Genomic DNA, 16,640 nt, shown 5'->3' with positions numbered 1-16,640 from the left:
TCCATTTGTGCTGCTCCTGTGATCATGTTCTTTACATAGTCAGCATGCCCTGGGCAGTCTACATGTGCGTAGTGACGATTTGCTGTTTCATATTCTACGTGAGATGTGGATATTGTTATCCCTCTTTCTCTTTCTTCTGGTGCTTTGTCTATATTGTCATAACTCATTATTTCTCCTGAGCCAAATCTTTGATTTAATACTGTTGTGATTGCTGCTGTCAATGTTGTTTTACCATGGTCTACGTGACCTATTGTTCCTATATTTACGTGTGGTTTGGTTCTCTCATAATGTGCTTTTCCCATTTTTTATTCCTCCTTGATTTAATATAATCGGGCAAGAAAACCCAGCCGGGTGTTTCTTTAAATGTTTACTTTGGAGCCCACGACCGGATTTGAACCGGTGACCTCTTGCTTACCATGCAAGTGCTCTACCTACTGAGCTACATGGGCACTTATAGCCACTGTAAATTATTCTACTATCTCATAATATTATTGTCAATAGAAAAAAATTTAATCTTCTTTAAGTTCTAAATATCTTTCAAGTTTTCTTTTCACTCTTTGCAGTGCATTGTCAATACTTTTAACGTGTCTATCTAATTCCACTGCTATTTCCTGATAAGATTTGCCTTCCAGATAAGCCATAAGTACTTCCAATTCTAAATCACTAAGTATTTCACCTATCTTACACTCCATACTCATCAACTCTTCTTGACTAATGATGAGTTCTTCAGGATCTGTAATCTTTGCCCCTGAGATCACATCTAAAAGAGTTCTATCTGATTCCTCATCATAGATAGGTTTATTCAACGAGACATAAGAATTTAATGGAATATGTTTTTGCCTAGTTGCCGTTTTTATTGCTGTAATTATTTGCCTCGTAATACAAAGCTCTGCAAAAGCTTTAAAAGAAGTGAGCTTGTCCTTGTTGTAATCACGAATAGCTTTATAAAGACCTATCATTCCTTCTTGTATAATATCTTCTTTATCTGCTCCAATTAAAAAATAAGATCGTGCTTTGGCTCTTACGAAATTTTTATACTTGGTAATGAGGTACTCCAGTGCTTGAGGATCGCCGTTCTTGGCTTGTTCGACAATGTCCTCATCATCTATGCTATCGTAATATGAAGTATCCAGTTCACTGTATAAACCTAGTCCCACCAAGCATCCCCTCCACAAAATATTAAAAATATTTAATATTATCTGTTTCAATTAATTAAATTATAATTAATTCATTTTGAATAGTCAAGCTTATTCCTCACTATTTCTCCATCTTTCAAGTTTTTTGATGATTTCATCATCAAGTCTTCCAATCATTAAATCATTGATTTGATTTTTTTTCTTACTTTTGTTTTTAAGAAATTTTTTATAGTTTTCTATCTCTACTTCTAGTTCTCTTGCTGAAATTCTTGTACCACCTCTACCAAGAACAACTTGTTGTTCCATCCAATCAGATGTAGCAACTCTTACTCTTTTCACTCGTCCTATAGAGTCAAGAGTTCTCTCTATAAATTGATCTGCAGTTTCATCTTCTTTTGTATATACTACCTCTATACCATTTACTATATCTTTTTTGCCACTATTTCCTTTAACCATATGAGCATCAAATACTACTATAACCTTTATCCCTGTATAGTGCTGATATTCAGACATAATGTCTATAAGCTCATTTCTTGCCATTTCTAAGCTCATTTCGCTCAGCGACTGTAAATTTCCCCAAGCATTAATTATATTGTAGCCATCTACAAATAAATATTCCTTTGGCTTTGAATAATTACTTGCCATAATGCTCTCTTACCACTTCATATATTAGTATAGATGCAGCATTGGAAGCATTTAAAGAAGATATCTCTCCTAGCATAGGTATCTTAATTAGAAAATCACAATTTTCCTTAACCCTTTTGCCAATACCTTTCCCCTCGCTACCAACAACTATAGCCTTAGGCCCATTAAAATTTCTCTCAAAATAATATTCACTTCCAGTCATATCTGCACCATATATCCATAGGCCTTTTTGCTTTAGTTCTAATATGGTATTTGTTATATTGTTTACTTTGGATATAAGCATATGTTCTACTGCTCCTGCTGAAGCTTTAACCACCGTCTGAGTGATAGTAGCAGATCTCCTCTTAGGTATTATTATTCCATGTACACCACCACATTCAGCAGTCCTAATGATTGAACCTAAATTGTGAGGATCTTCTATTTCATCAAGTATGACTATAAAAGGATCTTCTTTCAAAGCATTGGCTTTATTTAAAATATCATCTATGGAACAATAATTATAAGAAGTAACTAATGCCGCTACGCCTTGATGTGGAACTCCATCTGATATACCATCTAATTTATTTTTATCTACATATTGTATTGGAATCTTTTTCTCACTAGCTATACCGAGTATTTTATTTATTGAACCTTTTAAATCTCCTTTAGCTACGAATAATTTTTCTACTCCTCGGTCAGACTTCAATGCTTCTAATACTGGATTTCTTCCTACAATATAATCAGATCCCATATTTTTCACTCCTCATATTTGTACTTTTCTCTTACCTCAGCCATTTTACCACAAGTCATTTTCCCTTCAGGACATGGTCCTATCAAACAACCAGGTCCAGCATTTTTGAAAAGAATGGGATATACTTTTTTTACTTCCATAAGCATTTCATAGGCAAGTTCTCTTATTTCCCATTGAGCTCTATTGCAACATCTCAATTTAAAAAAATTGTAAAGGCTTCTAGCATTCATAGTAAAAACTATCTTTGTTTCACAAGCATTTGGAAATACATATCTAGCATCTTCTATAGACATTTTTTCCGCCATATTTTTAGCTTTTTTTTCATCGTATCCTTCTTTTGAAAAATCATTTAAATGTTCTTCAAATAGCAAATCTGTTATTTGGTCATAATATTTTTGATCTTCTTCCATAGCTTTAATGAACAGTTCCTTAGCTTCAGGTATACTTTCAATAGATGGTGGTATTATATAATCAAATTGTTCTAATTTCACATACCTTTGAGATTGTTGAGAATAACTGGCTATCCTATGTCTTACAAGCTGATGTGTAAGCACTCTTGATATACCTTCTACCCCAAAAGTAAATGTGACATGTTCAAGAGGTGATTCATGTCCTAAATTCATGAGCATATTTAGGAAATCATCTACTTTCTTATCATCTAAATTGTCTTCAATTTTGTCAATTCCAACTGATGAATAGCAAAGTTTTGCAGCAGAAGCCACTAGCTTTTCACCATCTGGGGTATATCTTAAAAGTTCAACTTTAAGTTTACTACTCACGTACATCACACCTTCTAATATTATTGATGATACTCTAAAATTATTTTGTGAAATAACTCCATCATTCTCTCTTGTCTTCCAGTCAAATATAAAAATCCTATCAAGCTTTCAAAACCTGTAGCATATTTATAATCTATTAGGTCTGCATTTTTAGGAGATGAATAAGTCTTTGCATTTCTTCCTCTTTTGACAATAGCTTTTTCTTCTTCTGTCAATTCATCTTCCAACCCATGAACAATATCCGATTGGGCTTTTGCCTTCACATACTTTATAGCTTCTTTGTGAAGTTCATGTACAGGTAAATCTCTTTCTAACAAATAAGTTCTTATGAAAAGTTCATATACCGCATCCCCTATATAGGCTAACTGCAAAGGAGACAACATTGAAGCCTCCCTTACAGTTAATTTTTTATTCATATTTTCAAATACATCATATATTTTTTCTTCCATAAGCTAAATTCTCTTCCATTTCACTCCTTCTTTTGTGTCCTCAATAATTATTCCTTTATTTTTTAATTCATCTCTTATTTCATCTGCTAATTTATAATCTTTGTTAGCTCTAGCTTCGCTTCTTTTTTGTATGAGTTCTATTATTTCTTCATCTAATAATTCATCAGTTTTGGATAGAATTCCCAAAATCGCTGAAAGCTCCAAGAGTACATCATAAGTATATTTTATCAGATTTTTTGAACTTTTTTCATTGAAATTTGAATTTGCTACTTTAATTATTTCAAATAACGAAGCTATACTATCAGCAGTATTTAAATCATCTTCCATACTTTGTATGAATTCAAATTTATATTTATTTATCTCTTCTTTTATATTCAATTCTTCCTCTGTCAAATTTCTGTCTGTAGTCTTATCCATTAGATACTCTAAGTTTTTCTTTCCATTGTATAATCTTTCCAACCCTCTTTCAGATTGAGCTAATAGTTCTCGGCTGAAATTTATAGGATTTCTATAGTGTGCTGACAATAAAAAGAATCTTAAAACTTCTAAATCAAATTCTCTACTTACATCCCTTACAGTAGAAAAATTGGATTTAGATTTAGACATTTTTACATTTTCAACATTTATCATAGCATTGTGAAGCCAATAATTTGCAAAAGGCTTTTCTGTAAGAGTTTCAGATTGAGCTATTTCATTTTCATGATGAGGAAACTGCAAATCTTCCCCGCCAGCATGGATATCAATAGTTTCCCCTAAAAATGTTTTTGCCATTACAGAACATTCAATATGCCAGCCAGGTCTTCCTTTTCCCCAAGGGCTATTCCAAGAAGGTTCTCCTGGCTTTTCTTTTTTCCACAAGGCAAAATCCATAGGATTTTTCTTTTCTTCACTTACCTCAATTCTAGCACCACTCATCAATTCTTCAATATTTTTCTTTGAAAGCTTCCCATAGTCTTTAGCCTTTGTTATATCAAAATATACATTCCCATCTACATTGTATGCTGCGCCTTTTTCAATTAAATCTTCCACAAATTCCACTATTTCTTTAATATGAGCTGTCGCCCTTGGATGAACAGTTTCTTTTTCATCTAAAAGCAGTCCATTAGCATCTTTGTAGAATTCGTCAATATATCTATCTGCTACTTCTTTAACTGTTGTACCTTCTTCATTAGCTTTTTTTATCATTTTGTCATCTATATCTGTAAAATTGACTAAATATTTTACCTTATATCCTTTATATTTAAAATATCTTTTCAATGTATCAAATACTACCAATGGTCTAGCATTCCCTACATGAATATAATTATATACTGTTGGACCACAAACATACATTGTCACCTTTCCTTCTTCAATTGGTTTGAATTCTTCCTTTTTTCTTGTCAAAGTATTATACAATATCATGTTTAGCATCTCCTTCCATCTTATAAATATAATCTTCCAAATCAGCTATTCGTTTCTTCATGCATTCAATTTCTTGAAATACTGGATCCGGAAGTCTAACTTGATCAAGATCAATTTCCTCTCTTTTGTCTACACATTTAAGTTTCTTATTATCCTTTACAACAATTCTACCAGGTACTCCTACTACAGTACAGTCTGATGGCACTTCTTTCAATACCACAGACCCTGCTCCTATTTTAGAATTGTCTCCTACAGTAAATGGCCCCAATACTTTAGCTCCAGAACTTATAACAACATTGTTTCCAATAGTAGGATGTCTCTTGCCTTTTTCTTTTCCAGTCCCGCCCAATGTAGCACCTTGGTATATAGTTACATAATCTCCAATTTCAGCAGTTTCACCAATCACAACTCCCATGCCGTGGTCAATGAAAATACCCTTCCCAATTTGGGCTCCAGGATGTATTTCAATGCCCGTAAAAAACCTGCCAATATTAGAAATCATTCTAGCTAGCAAGTACAACCTTATTCTATAGAAAAAATGAGCAATTCTATAAAAGAACAAAGCATGTAGTCCTGGATAACAAAGAACCGCCTCAATCCAACTTCTAACAGCTGGATCTCTTTCTCTTATGGCTTTTAAATCTTCTTTTATAGTATCCCACATATTTCTTACCTCCTTATAAAAAATAAAAAATCGTCTCAAAAAACAGAGACGATTTTGCTCGCGATTCCACTCTGATTGGAAAAGTATTCCCAACTCAAAGGCAATAACGGTGCCTACCGATTTGCTCTACTAAAATTTCAAGCAATAGTTCAAAGGTGCACTTCAATCTAATAAGAACCCGAGGTTTCTCTCAGCTAGGTAAAAACCTCTCTCTGTGAGTATATTAAATCTACTTTCCCTTTTCATAACTTTTTTATATTAAAATATTGGATAACATTTTACACTATTTAAACTAAATATTCAAGACCTATTTTAAATAATTATTTTCTACATATTCTATGCGTTTTAATATATTTTGTTTACCCAAAACATATAAAATATTCACAAGTTCTGGTCCATGAAGATTTCCAGTAAGAGCTGCTCTCACAGGCATATATAAATTCTTACCTTTTATTCCTGTTTTCTTTTGTATCTTCTTCATAAGACCACCACAAAGTTCTTCATCTAATTCTTCTACTTCACCTAATTCCTCTCTTATGGCCTCAAATAAAGTAGGAACTTGTTCACCTTTAAGTACTTCAAGAACTTCATCGCTTTCAAGTTCTACCTTATCCTTAAAGAAAATATCTACTTTATCTACAATTTCCTTTGTTGTAGATAAACTTTCCTGCACTGTAATGACCATTGCCTTTATCCAGTCATATCTCTTATTTATATCTTCATCTGTTATATAATTTGCTTCCTTTAAATAAGGTATCGCTAAATCTGCAATCCTTTCAGGACTTGAACTTCTTATATAATGACTATTTACCCAATCTAACTTATCTTTATCAAAAATTCCTCCAGTTTTTGAAACCCTTTCAAATGAAAATTCATTTATTAACTCATCCATAGAAAGAATTTCTTCATTTCCTTCTGGGCTCCATCCTACAAGAGCAAGATAATTAACTAATCCTTCTGGAAGATAGCCACTCGCTCTAAAGTCTTCTACCGATACATCTCCTTGCCTTTTGCTCAATTTTTTTCTATCTTTATTTAACACAGTTGGAAGATGAACATATTCTGGAGCCTCCCAGCCAAAAGCTTGATACAAAAATACATGCTTTGGTGCTGATGGCAACCATTCTTCACCTCTAACTATATGAGTTATATTCATAAGATGATCATCTACAACTACAGCTAAATGATATGTAGGAAATCCATCAGATTTTAAAAGTACTTGATCATCTAAATCATTTGTATTTATAACTATATCCCCTCTAACAATATCATGAAATTTGATATCTACATTTTGGGGCAATTTTAGTCTTACTACATATTCTTCTCCATCAGCAATTCTTTTTTTTGCCTCTTCTATTGAAATATTTCTACAAAAACCATCATATTTAGGCACAAGTCCCTTTATTTTTTGCTCTTCTCTTACCTTATCTAATCTCTCTTTAGTACAAAAACAATAATATGCATAACCTTTTTCAATAAGTTCATCTACATATTTTCTATAAATATCTAATCTTTCAGATTGAATATATGGTCCATATTCTCCTACTTGTTTAATTTTTCCATTTTCATCAAGGGTCACCCCTTCATCTACTTCTATTCCAGCCCATTTTAGAGAATTAACTAAATTTTCTATAGCTCCCTCCACAAATCTAGTTCTATCTGTATCTTCTATTCTCAATATAAACTTTCCATTATTGTTTTTTGCAAATAAATAATTATATAATGCAGTTCTAAGTCCACCAATATGTAAATATCCTGTTGGACTTGGTGCAAATCTAACTCTTACATCATCCAATTTGCGACACCTCCTAAATAGTCTACCAATCTATTATATACTACCTCTATATGGGCATCAAGAAATTAACCTTTTTATTATCCAAAAAGCTTACTAAAAAGTTTTCCAAAATAATCAACAATTTTATTCAATAAAGACTTCACTTCTTCATTTTGCTGTGAAATCTTATCTATTTTCCCTGATATATCCTTGAGCTGTGTCCTTATGTCATTTAAATCTAAATTTAGTTTTGCAATTCTCTTCATGAGAGAAACCACTTCGTCTGTCTGTTCATCTGTCAATTCTACACCTAATTCTCTTGTTGCTGCCTGTACTGCTCTTCTTATGTCTTTCTTGCTTTTTATATTGTTTGCAACCACATCTATTTTTATGTTTTCAATCAATTCACTAGCCTTTTCTTGACCTATTTCATTTCCAAGCATTGCAGTTTTAGCTATTTCTTCACTAGCAACTTCCTTTTCTTTTTTAGTCAAATTTTCTCCTGTAATATCTTCAAAAGCTTTCATAATTCCCGTAAGAGCAGCAGTTCCTGAAACTTTCACAGGACTTGCAACAATTACCTTTGCATCTTTTATTCCTGCAGTAATTAAGGCATTTTTATACATATCTTCTGTTACCCAGGTTATATTGTAAGTTTCTACAGTTATTCCTTCTCCTTCATCTAGCTTTTCTACATAAGCACAAGATAAAGCTCTAGTTCCTAAAAGTTTGTTATCTATATATTTACCCAAGTATTGCCGTTCTTCTTCATTGGTTACTTCTATTGTTTCTATATTTTTATCCACACCAAAATAATTTAACATTTGACTTCTTTGAGAGTCTGTAAGATTTTTACCCAAACTTACAACTTTGTCTACAGTAGCCACTTCATCTGCAATTGCAAAACTAGAAAACAATAAAATAAATATCAGCGTAATAGAAGTCATTCTTTTAAACATGAATATCACCTCAAATTAATTTTATACAATACCTTATATCATAGAATAACTTATTATTACAAGTTTTACAAGGATAAATTATTTCAAATCACTTAAACCGTTTTCGACTTTTTTATTCCTACATCTATTTCTTCAGAAATGTTTTTTAAAAATTCTTCTTTCACTTTAATATTCTTTTTATATTCCTCTTCGCTTATGAGACCTTCCCTTTTCAAGGAATCCAACATGAACATGACCATAATACAAAGATCCTTTAAATCATCTTTTATAAGACTCATAAACACACCCCTTCAAAATTTTAACTTTAACCTATTATATTTTCTATAACTATGTAAAAAGTCCTTTATTTTTTCACAACTGCCCTATTTTCATGTCCAACTAGCCACATTTCAGCCACAATTGAACACAAAAATGGTCCGCCAATATTGACGTACCATTTTTGTTATTGTTTACAATATTCTGTTCTTTAACTCTTCTTTGAATTTTCCATATCCTGTTCTGCTCATAGCTGCTACCTTATGACTATTTAAAAACTTTATTTCATAAGTTCTTTCCCCAACCTCTTTTATTTTGTCTATTTTGTCTTTATTTACGATATAAGACTTATGAACCCGTAAAAAATTATTTCCTAATTTCATCTCCAATTCCTGCAAGGTATCTTGAACACAATAAGCATTATTTTCATCGTGTATAATAGTATTTCTATCTGCCTTTTCTACATATAATATATTCTCTACGGATATAAAAAGCATCTCATTCCCATTTTTTACTACAATTTTTTCTATACCCTTTTTCTCATTTACAGAATTTTTTTCTATACTATTGGTTAAAGTCACTATAGTTTCTATAAGTCTCTTGACATTTATAGGTTTCAAAATATAGTCATAAGGATGTACATCAAAAGCAGATACTGCATACTTAGAATGACCAGTAATAAAGACTATTTTAGTCTCAGGATTAATTTTTTGAATCATTCTACCTACTTCCAAACCATTTAAATCGTCACCCTCAAGTTCCATATCTAGCATAGCTATTGGGGGGTGATGATCTATAGCTAAGTTTATAGCATCTCTGCTATTTGATGTATCAAATACTTCTGATGTAGGAGCATTTTCTGATATGATTTTTTTTATGAATTTTCGAGTATAAACCTCGTCTTCTAAAACAAGAAATTTCATTAAACAACATCAACCCCTACTTCTTTAAACAATCAGGTACATCTGGCTCATAATAAATAAACATACTAGCAGCATTAGCTCCTGTTGATGCAACTGTGCCTAATATCGATGCGAAAATAGCAAGAATACCTTTAATCATTTATTTCACCTCCTCAGTTTTTATAAATATTTTATTTAAAAAATTGTCTATTCCATTTATCATCCAGTATCCAAAAGGAGTCATAAACAAAAGACTTTCAAAAGCACCCAAGACAATAGCTGGAATATAGGTGTTTTTTCCTTGCTTGTCCAAAAATATTGTGAGTATTAACCAAAAAACCAGCACTACAGTAGTTTTCATTTTTTGCTCTTTTATTTTTTCTTTTTCTTTTATGGGCTTTTTCTTTGTATCTGCAGGAACCCATTTCACAATAGTCAACACTCCTAAGACTAGTGTCATATAAAAAAACATCTCCTGAATAATCGACAATTTATCTAAAGATGCTATTTTCCCTGAAATCAAAAAAGTCATCACTCCAAAACTTAAACATCGCAAATATGTGCTAAAATGTACCCCTCCACCAAAATGACGAAAAAAGGCAAAAGCTATAATACAAAACATAGTATATTGAAAGATTCCTAAAAAAACAGACAATACAGCTATAATTAAAAATTTGATAACGGAGTTCAATATTATTTCCAAACCATAAGCCCAAATTTCAACGTCTTGCTTACTTCCATCTAATTTTTCAGCTAATTTAGCTGAAATTTTTAAAGCTAAATCTCTATTCACTTAATCCACCTTCCTTGTATGGAAACACTATTTGAAAAACAGTATCTTCTTGACAATAAACTTCTATAGTACCACCATACTTTTCTATAAGACTTTTAGTTAAAAACAATCCATATCCTCTTCCTACCGAACCTTTGGTGGTATATCCTGGCTCAAATATTTTATCTATCTCTATTTCAGATATCTTTTCTCCATTGTTAGACACTTCAACAACATATTTGTCATCTATATAATTGATTTCTAGCTTTACCTGTCTATTGTCTCTTTTCTTTATGACAATTTCAAAGGCATTGTCTAAGAGATTCCCCAATATACTACATAAATCCCAAGAATTTATTTTTAGTTTACTTAAAATACAATTTATAGAAAAATCGAAATTTACATTGTTCATTTCAGCTACTTTTCGCTTATCATTTATGAGAGCTGTCAAGGCCATATTTCCCACATATATTACATCATCTGTTTGACTGTAGTTTTCACTTAGTCCATCAATATATTCTTTTGCAGATTGTATTTCATCTAAATAAATCATAGATTGGATGGTTTGAATATGTCTCTTATGTTCATGATTTTGAGTTCTCAACACATTGTATAAACCTTCCATTTGTTTAAGATGGGTCTTTAAAAAATTCATTTCAACTTTATTCTCTATATCACTTCCAAGACCTCTTATAGATATCAAAACTAAAATAGTCTGTATACTAATAACGTAATTTACTACAACATATTGTGTTCCAGTCCCATAGAATTCATAAAATAAATAAAAATTCTGATTCATAACTATAATAAATATTCCCTGTGTCAATATTGTGAACAAAACCAATATTGACTTGTCCTTAATTAAACTTTTTTCATCATTTTCATACATTTTTAAATCAAATATATAGATTTTCCTTTTATCTATATATTTGAAAAACCCAACCATTAATAGCCCACAAGGAATAAAATTCAGAACATTGATCCATGGAAATTCTATCAAATCTTCTGTGCCTTTTTGAAATATTCCAAATAAAATTGGAGTAAATAAACTTTGCAATAATCCATTTATTAAAGAACTAGTTGAAATACAAATAAAAGAACATATAAAATTTATTCTCAAAATTATTTTTATTGCAATTAGAGAAGATATTATGAATACTATTGTATGAACCCCATAAACTGTTATATTTTTTCTCGCAAAATATCCTATTATAGAAACTATACATGATATCAAGAAAATCTTTTTAAACTCTATATCTAAATTAAATAATTTAAATCCAAGTATCAAAGTAAAAAATATTTCTGGAATAGACTCAAATAGTACAACATACCAAGGTATTGAATACAACATAGACACTTCACCCACAATTAATATTTAGTTCAATACCTATATTCTACATTGTAGATAAATATCCTCCATATTATGTATATTTATTATCCAACTATTTTCGTCAACATTCGCCTTTTTTTATAGACATAATCAAACGATTATGTACATTTCAACATAATTTTATATGTATATTGAATTTCTTCATTTTTCTCTAAATTCCTTCAATAAATCCTAACTGTCCTTTTTTTAAACCTAACTGTCCTTTTTCTGTGTCTAACTATCCAGTCAAAAATAAATTAGGGCACTTTTAGCGCCCTAATTTATTTTTAACCCTTCTTTTTCAAATTCTTCTTCAATTCTGTCCATTATTTCATCTACATCTATTTCAATTTTGTCATCACTACTTCTTAAAGAATATTCTACAATATTCTCACCAGCCCTTTTCCCTACAGTTATTCTAATAGGAATTCCTATTAAATCTCTATCTTTAAATTTCACTCCAGCCCTCTCATTCCTATCATCAATCAATGCTTCCAACCCTCTATCTTCTAAATAGGAGTATATCTTTTCTCCTAAATTCATTTGATCTTCATTCTTTATATTCACTACAGTGACAATCACATGATATGGTGCTACAACCAGTGGCCATATAATTCCATTGTCATCATGATATTGTTCTACTATAGCTGACATACTTCTAGAAACCCCTATTCCATAGGAACCCATGACAAATGGTTTTTCCTTCCCATTTTCATCTAAATAAGTAGCATCTAAACTCTCACTATATTTTGTACCTAATTGGAATATATTCCCCACCTCTATTCCTCTATCCATCTTAAGTTTCTCTCCACATCTTGGACAAATATCGCCTTTTTCAATAAGCAACAAATCCTCTACCACTTCACCTTTGAAATCCCTTCCATAGTTTACATTCTTTATATGATAATCCGTTTCATTAGCTCCTACTATAAAGTTTTTCATCTTAGTTATCCTTTCATCTACTAAGAGTTTTACTTCTTCTTTTAGTCCTATAGGTCCAGCAAATCCAACTTCTGCTCCTGTAACCTTTTTGACAGTTTCTTCATCTGCCAACTCCAATTCATGTTCTGCTATACCTAAATAATTGCACAATTTTACTTCATTTAGTTCTCTATTCCCTGGCAAAACTACTACAGCAATTTCATCTTTAGCATTATATATTAATGTTTTAGCAAATCCCTCTTCTCCTCTATTGAAAAAAGCAGCTATATCTTCTATAGTCCTTGCATTTGGCGTATAAACTTTTTCACAGTCTAATTCTTCTATATCCTGTCCATCAATATTATAAACTACAGCAGCTTTTTCATCTGTAGCAGCATAGTCACAACTGTCACAATACGCAACTAAACCTTCTCCAACTTCTGACATAGCCATGAATTCGTGGGACACCTTTCCTCCCATAGCTCCTGTATCTCCTTGGACAACTTTGTAATATATTTTTAATCTATTGAAAACTTTTTCATAAGCTTCCCACATGATTTTGTAGGACTCTTCTAGCCCCTCTAAATCCTTGTCATAGCTGTAAGCATCTTTCATGATAAATTCTCTACTTCTTATAAGACCAAATCTTGGCCTCTTTTCATCTCTATATTTAGTTTGAATTTGATACAAATTTAAAGGAAGCTGCTTATAAGACTTTACTTCGTCCTTTATAAGATTTGTAAAATATTCTTCATGAGTTGGCCCTAAGCAAAATTCTCTTTCGTTTCTATCCTTCAATTTAAACATTTCAGGTCCAAAATTATCCCATCTGCCACTAGCTTCCCACAATTCCTTAGGCTGTATAGCAGACATCAACAATTCTTGAGAACCTGCAGCATCCATTTCCTCTCTAACTATTTGTTCTATTTTTCTTATGACTCTATACCCAAGAGGTAAATATGAATAAACCCCAGAAACTAATTTTCTCATCATCCCTGCCCTTAAAAGCAGTTGGTGACTAGGTATTTCAGCCTCAGATGGCACTTCTCTTAAAGTTGGTAAATACAATTTTGACATCCTCATCTCTAATTCCTCCTTAACTTTTTTGGGAATAAAAAAACCTTCATCTCAAAATAGAGACGAAGGTATTCTTCGCGGTACCACTCTAATAGATTTAAAATAATAAATCCACTCGAAAGTTATAACGGAACTACCGTTTAGACCTACTTCTTTTCAATCTAAAAACTCAGGGACGGGTTCAATGTAAAGAGGGCCAGAAATCTCTCACCTTATGATTTCCTCTCTTTTGACCATTCATATTTACTATTTCCCTTCAATGCAATATATTAAATTGATGTAATTATCAATATAATACTAAAAAAAGATTATTGTGTCAAATAAAAATTTAATTTTTATTCAAAATACATACACAATAAGCAGACATTCCTTCTTCTCTTCCCTCGAATCCAAGCCATTCTGTAGTAGTAGCTTTTATACTTATATTATCTATAGATGTATTTAAAGTTCTTCCTATGTTTTCTCTCATAATATGTATATATGGAGCAAATTTAGGCCTTTGAGCCACTACTACACAATCTATATTTCCAATTTCATACCCATTATTCACCATTATATCATAAACTTTCTCAAGAAGAACCATACTAGATATATTTTTATATGCATTATCCGTATCTGGAAAATGTTTCCCAATATCTTCTAAAGCCATTGCTCCTAAAATACTATCCATAATAGCATGAATCAAAACATCTGCATCTGAATGACCTAATAGTCCCCTTTCATGAGGAATTTCTACTCCTCCTACAATTAGTTTTCTTCCTTCTACTAGCTTATGGACATCATACCCCATACCTATTCTCATTCAAACCACCCTATCTACCTTGAAATACAAAATTTCTTTTCTTAAAAATAATTTCCTTATCTTTTAACATAGATTCTGCAACTATTAAATCATCTGGAGTAGTAATCTTTATATTCTCATAAGAACCCATGATCATCTTTACAGGAACTCCTAGCCTTTCCACGAGCATACTATCATCAGTTCCAGTAAAATTATCATCTAAGGCAGCTTTATACGCTTGCATAATGATGTGTCTCCAAAAACATTGAGGCGTTTGAGCTGCCCATATTTGGCTTCTATGGGGAGTATTCTTTATGTCATTGTTGTCATCTACTACTTTTATAGTATCTTTCACAGGTGCTCCTACAACACAAGCTCCATATTTAGTTACTCCAGAAATACCATCTTCAATATTCTTAACTTTTACAAAAGGTCTTGCTCCATCGTGAATCAAAACTATTTTACATTTTTCATCTAAAGCCAACAATCCATTATATACAGAATCTTGTCTTTCTTTTCCGCCCTTGACAACCTTACTAACCTTTTTGAAATCATATTTTTTAACAATCTCTTTTTTGCAATAATCAATCTCGTCCTCTTTAGCTACTACTATTATCTCATCTACATATTTACACATTTCAAATTTTTCCAATGTATGAGCTAGCACTGGTTTATTGTCAATAAAAATAAATTGTTTATTTATTCTGCTCCTCATCCTGTTGCTCATACCTGCAGCAGCTACTATAACTGAAACAAAATTGTTTTCATACATATTTTTCACCTCTTAGTCATTATAGCATATTGAAAAATATTCAGAAATATATTTATAAAAATATGTTCTCCTAAAAGCAAAAAAATATTAGGGTCTAAAACTAGACCCTAAACTGCTCTATCTACTGCTGACTTTGGCTTAGCAAATATCATTCTTCCTGCAGAAGTTTGCAAAACACTAGTCACTAAAACACCAATAGTTTCTCCAATATGCTTTTTCCCACCTTCTACAACTATCATAGTTCCATCATCAAGGTATGCAAGACCTTGACCTATTTCTTTTCCATCTCGTATTACTTGCACTACCATTTCTTCTCCTGGCAAAACTACAGGTTTAATAGCATTTGCAAGTTCATTGATATTTAAAACTTCTATTCCTTGCACTTCTGCTACTTTATTTAAATTGTAATCATTTGTAATAACTTTTCCCTTCATCTGTTGAGCAAGTTTTAAAAGTTTTGAATCCACTTCTTGTACTTCTTCAATCTTTTTATCGCAAATGACAACTTCTATATCTAATTCTTTTTGAATTTTATTTAAAATATCAAGCCCTCTTCTTCCTCTGTTTCTCTTTAGCGAATCCGATGAATCTGCTATACGTTGAAGTTCTTCAAGTACAAATTCAGGTATTATAAGGGGTCCTTCTATAAAACCAGTTTTACATATATCGGCTATTCTTCCATCTATTATGACACTAGTATCTAATATTTTAGGAGATGCTTTGCTACTGGTTTTTACTTTTTCTTTTCCAGTATTTTTCTTGAAAACATTCAATGAATTTGTAAAATCATCTCTATTTCTAGTTGGAATCTTAATTCCTAAATATCCAAATATTAGATACAATACAATAGAAACAATCACTCCTAAATACGGAACCTTTATATTGTAAAATGGTTGGCTCAAGAGATATGCTATAATTAAACCAACTATTAATCCAACAGAACCCAGAATAATATCAGACGCAGGTCTGTTTTGAATTTCCACTTCTAAGAAATGAATAAACTTTCGGATTCCTTTTATAAAATGTGGTGATAAAAAGAAGAAAATAATTCCAGATGCAACCATTACAATGATGAAAATAAAAAATGCAAAAAGTCCACCATCTGCCAATCTCAAAGCTTCAATATTTTTTAATCCAGCTGTAATTCCATATCCAATCAGAACCCCTACTAAAGATATTACAAATTTAGCAATTTTATCAACCATAAATTCACCTCCTCCTTTATATTATATATTTCCATAATAATAAATTATA

The 16,640-nt window shown here is 31.5% G+C and carries 19 protein-coding genes, 1 tRNA gene and 2 other annotated features; all 20 genes read right to left on the bottom strand.

The genetic code is table 11. From position 1 onward, the window contains the following. Nucleotides 1–302 (bottom strand): GTP-binding protein (locus BUA21_RS11765; RefSeq protein ID WP_234973714.1); only part of this gene is annotated, 302 nt, incomplete at its 3' end. 71 nt (nt 303–373) lie between these two features. Then, nucleotides 374–449: transfer RNA gene (locus BUA21_RS11760), tRNA-Thr, on the bottom strand. Between the two features lie 60 nt (nt 450–509). After that, nucleotides 510–1,157, bottom strand: coding sequence for an RNA polymerase sporulation sigma factor SigH (gene sigH / locus BUA21_RS11755; protein WP_072745034.1), 648 nt, complete (start codon nt 1,155–1,157; stop codon nt 510–512). Nucleotides 1,158–1,247: 90 nt separating this feature from the next. Continuing rightward, entirely contained in the window at nt 1,248–1,781 is a 534-nt protein-coding gene (locus BUA21_RS11750; RefSeq protein ID WP_072745029.1) for an NYN domain-containing protein, read from the bottom strand. Further along, a complete protein-coding gene (rlmB, locus tag BUA21_RS11745) occupies nt 1,771–2,511 on the bottom strand; it encodes a 23S rRNA (guanosine(2251)-2'-O)-methyltransferase RlmB (RefSeq protein ID WP_072745028.1) in 741 nt (246 codons plus the stop codon). Before rlmB ends, BUA21_RS11750 begins: the two co-directional genes overlap by 11 nt. A gap of 5 nt (nt 2,512–2,516) precedes the next feature. Next, nucleotides 2,517–3,296: an FAD-dependent thymidylate synthase gene (gene thyX, locus BUA21_RS11740; RefSeq protein ID WP_072745027.1), complete on the bottom strand. Its 780-nt coding sequence runs from the start codon at nt 3,294–3,296 to the stop codon at nt 2,517–2,519. A gap of 14 nt (nt 3,297–3,310) precedes the next feature. Beyond that, nucleotides 3,311–3,739 carry a Mini-ribonuclease 3 gene (locus BUA21_RS11735; protein ID WP_072745026.1) on the bottom strand — a complete coding sequence of 143 codons (429 nt, stop codon included), beginning with the start codon at nt 3,737–3,739 and terminating at the stop codon, nt 3,311–3,313. Between the two features lie 3 nt (nt 3,740–3,742). Then, nucleotides 3,743–5,140 (bottom strand): cysteine--tRNA ligase, encoded by a 1,398-nt coding sequence (gene cysS / locus BUA21_RS11730; RefSeq protein WP_072745025.1) that lies wholly within the window; start codon nt 5,138–5,140, stop codon nt 3,743–3,745. Beyond that, entirely contained in the window at nt 5,127–5,843 is a 717-nt protein-coding gene (gene cysE / locus BUA21_RS11725; RefSeq protein WP_459550726.1) for a serine O-acetyltransferase, read from the bottom strand. The genes cysS and cysE overlap by 14 nt, the downstream gene beginning before the upstream one ends. A 2-nt stretch (nt 5,844–5,845) precedes the next feature. Continuing rightward, nucleotides 5,846–6,059: a binding site (T-box leader), on the bottom strand. Between the two features lie 52 nt (nt 6,060–6,111). Beyond that, nucleotides 6,112–7,599 (bottom strand): glutamate--tRNA ligase, encoded by a 1,488-nt coding sequence (gene gltX, locus BUA21_RS11720; RefSeq protein WP_072745023.1) that lies wholly within the window; start codon nt 7,597–7,599, stop codon nt 6,112–6,114. A gap of 77 nt (nt 7,600–7,676) precedes the next feature. After that, the gene (locus tag BUA21_RS11715) at nt 7,677–8,537 is read right to left on the bottom strand and encodes a DUF1002 domain-containing protein (protein ID WP_072745022.1); all 861 of its coding nucleotides are present in this window, start codon (nt 8,535–8,537) and stop codon (nt 7,677–7,679) included. Between the two features lie 92 nt (nt 8,538–8,629). Next, complete coding sequence (locus BUA21_RS11710) at nt 8,630–8,815, bottom strand: hypothetical protein (protein WP_072745021.1); 186 nt, start codon at nt 8,813–8,815, stop codon at nt 8,630–8,632. A gap of 171 nt (nt 8,816–8,986) precedes the next feature. After that, nucleotides 8,987–9,715, bottom strand: coding sequence for a LytR/AlgR family response regulator transcription factor (locus BUA21_RS11705; protein WP_072745020.1), 729 nt, complete (start codon nt 9,713–9,715; stop codon nt 8,987–8,989). A gap of 16 nt (nt 9,716–9,731) precedes the next feature. Then, the gene (locus BUA21_RS11700; protein ID WP_084604284.1) at nt 9,732–9,854 is read right to left on the bottom strand and encodes a cyclic lactone autoinducer peptide; all 123 of its coding nucleotides are present in this window, start codon (nt 9,852–9,854) and stop codon (nt 9,732–9,734) included. Next, nucleotides 9,855–10,487 (bottom strand): accessory gene regulator ArgB-like protein, encoded by a 633-nt coding sequence (locus BUA21_RS11695; protein ID WP_072745019.1) that lies wholly within the window; start codon nt 10,485–10,487, stop codon nt 9,855–9,857. After that, entirely contained in the window at nt 10,480–11,817 is a 1,338-nt protein-coding gene (locus tag BUA21_RS11690) for a sensor histidine kinase (protein WP_072745018.1), read from the bottom strand. The genes BUA21_RS11695 and BUA21_RS11690 overlap by 8 nt, the downstream gene beginning before the upstream one ends. A 294-nt stretch (nt 11,818–12,111) precedes the next feature. Next, nucleotides 12,112–13,839, bottom strand: coding sequence for a proline--tRNA ligase (locus tag BUA21_RS11685; protein WP_072745017.1), 1,728 nt, complete (start codon nt 13,837–13,839; stop codon nt 12,112–12,114). Between the two features lie 49 nt (nt 13,840–13,888). Continuing rightward, nucleotides 13,889–14,102, bottom strand: a binding site (T-box leader). A gap of 59 nt (nt 14,103–14,161) precedes the next feature. After that, complete coding sequence (ispF, locus tag BUA21_RS11680) at nt 14,162–14,635, bottom strand: 2-C-methyl-D-erythritol 2,4-cyclodiphosphate synthase (RefSeq protein WP_072745016.1); 474 nt, start codon at nt 14,633–14,635, stop codon at nt 14,162–14,164. A gap of 10 nt (nt 14,636–14,645) precedes the next feature. Continuing rightward, nucleotides 14,646–15,386: a 2-C-methyl-D-erythritol 4-phosphate cytidylyltransferase gene (gene ispD / locus BUA21_RS11675; RefSeq protein WP_072745015.1), complete on the bottom strand. Its 741-nt coding sequence runs from the start codon at nt 15,384–15,386 to the stop codon at nt 14,646–14,648. A 107-nt stretch (nt 15,387–15,493) separates the two neighbouring features. Beyond that, the gene (locus BUA21_RS11670; RefSeq protein ID WP_072745014.1) at nt 15,494–16,591 is read right to left on the bottom strand and encodes a PIN/TRAM domain-containing protein; all 1,098 of its coding nucleotides are present in this window, start codon (nt 16,589–16,591) and stop codon (nt 15,494–15,496) included. Between the last annotated feature and the right edge of the window lie 49 nt (nt 16,592–16,640).

It is taken from the genome of Sporanaerobacter acetigenes DSM 13106 (assembly GCF_900130025.1).
GTDB lineage: Bacteria > Bacillota > Clostridia > Tissierellales > Sporanaerobacteraceae > Sporanaerobacter > Sporanaerobacter acetigenes.
The sequence above is the reverse complement of the archived record's forward strand: the minus strand, read 5'-3'. Positions and strand labels throughout refer to the sequence as shown.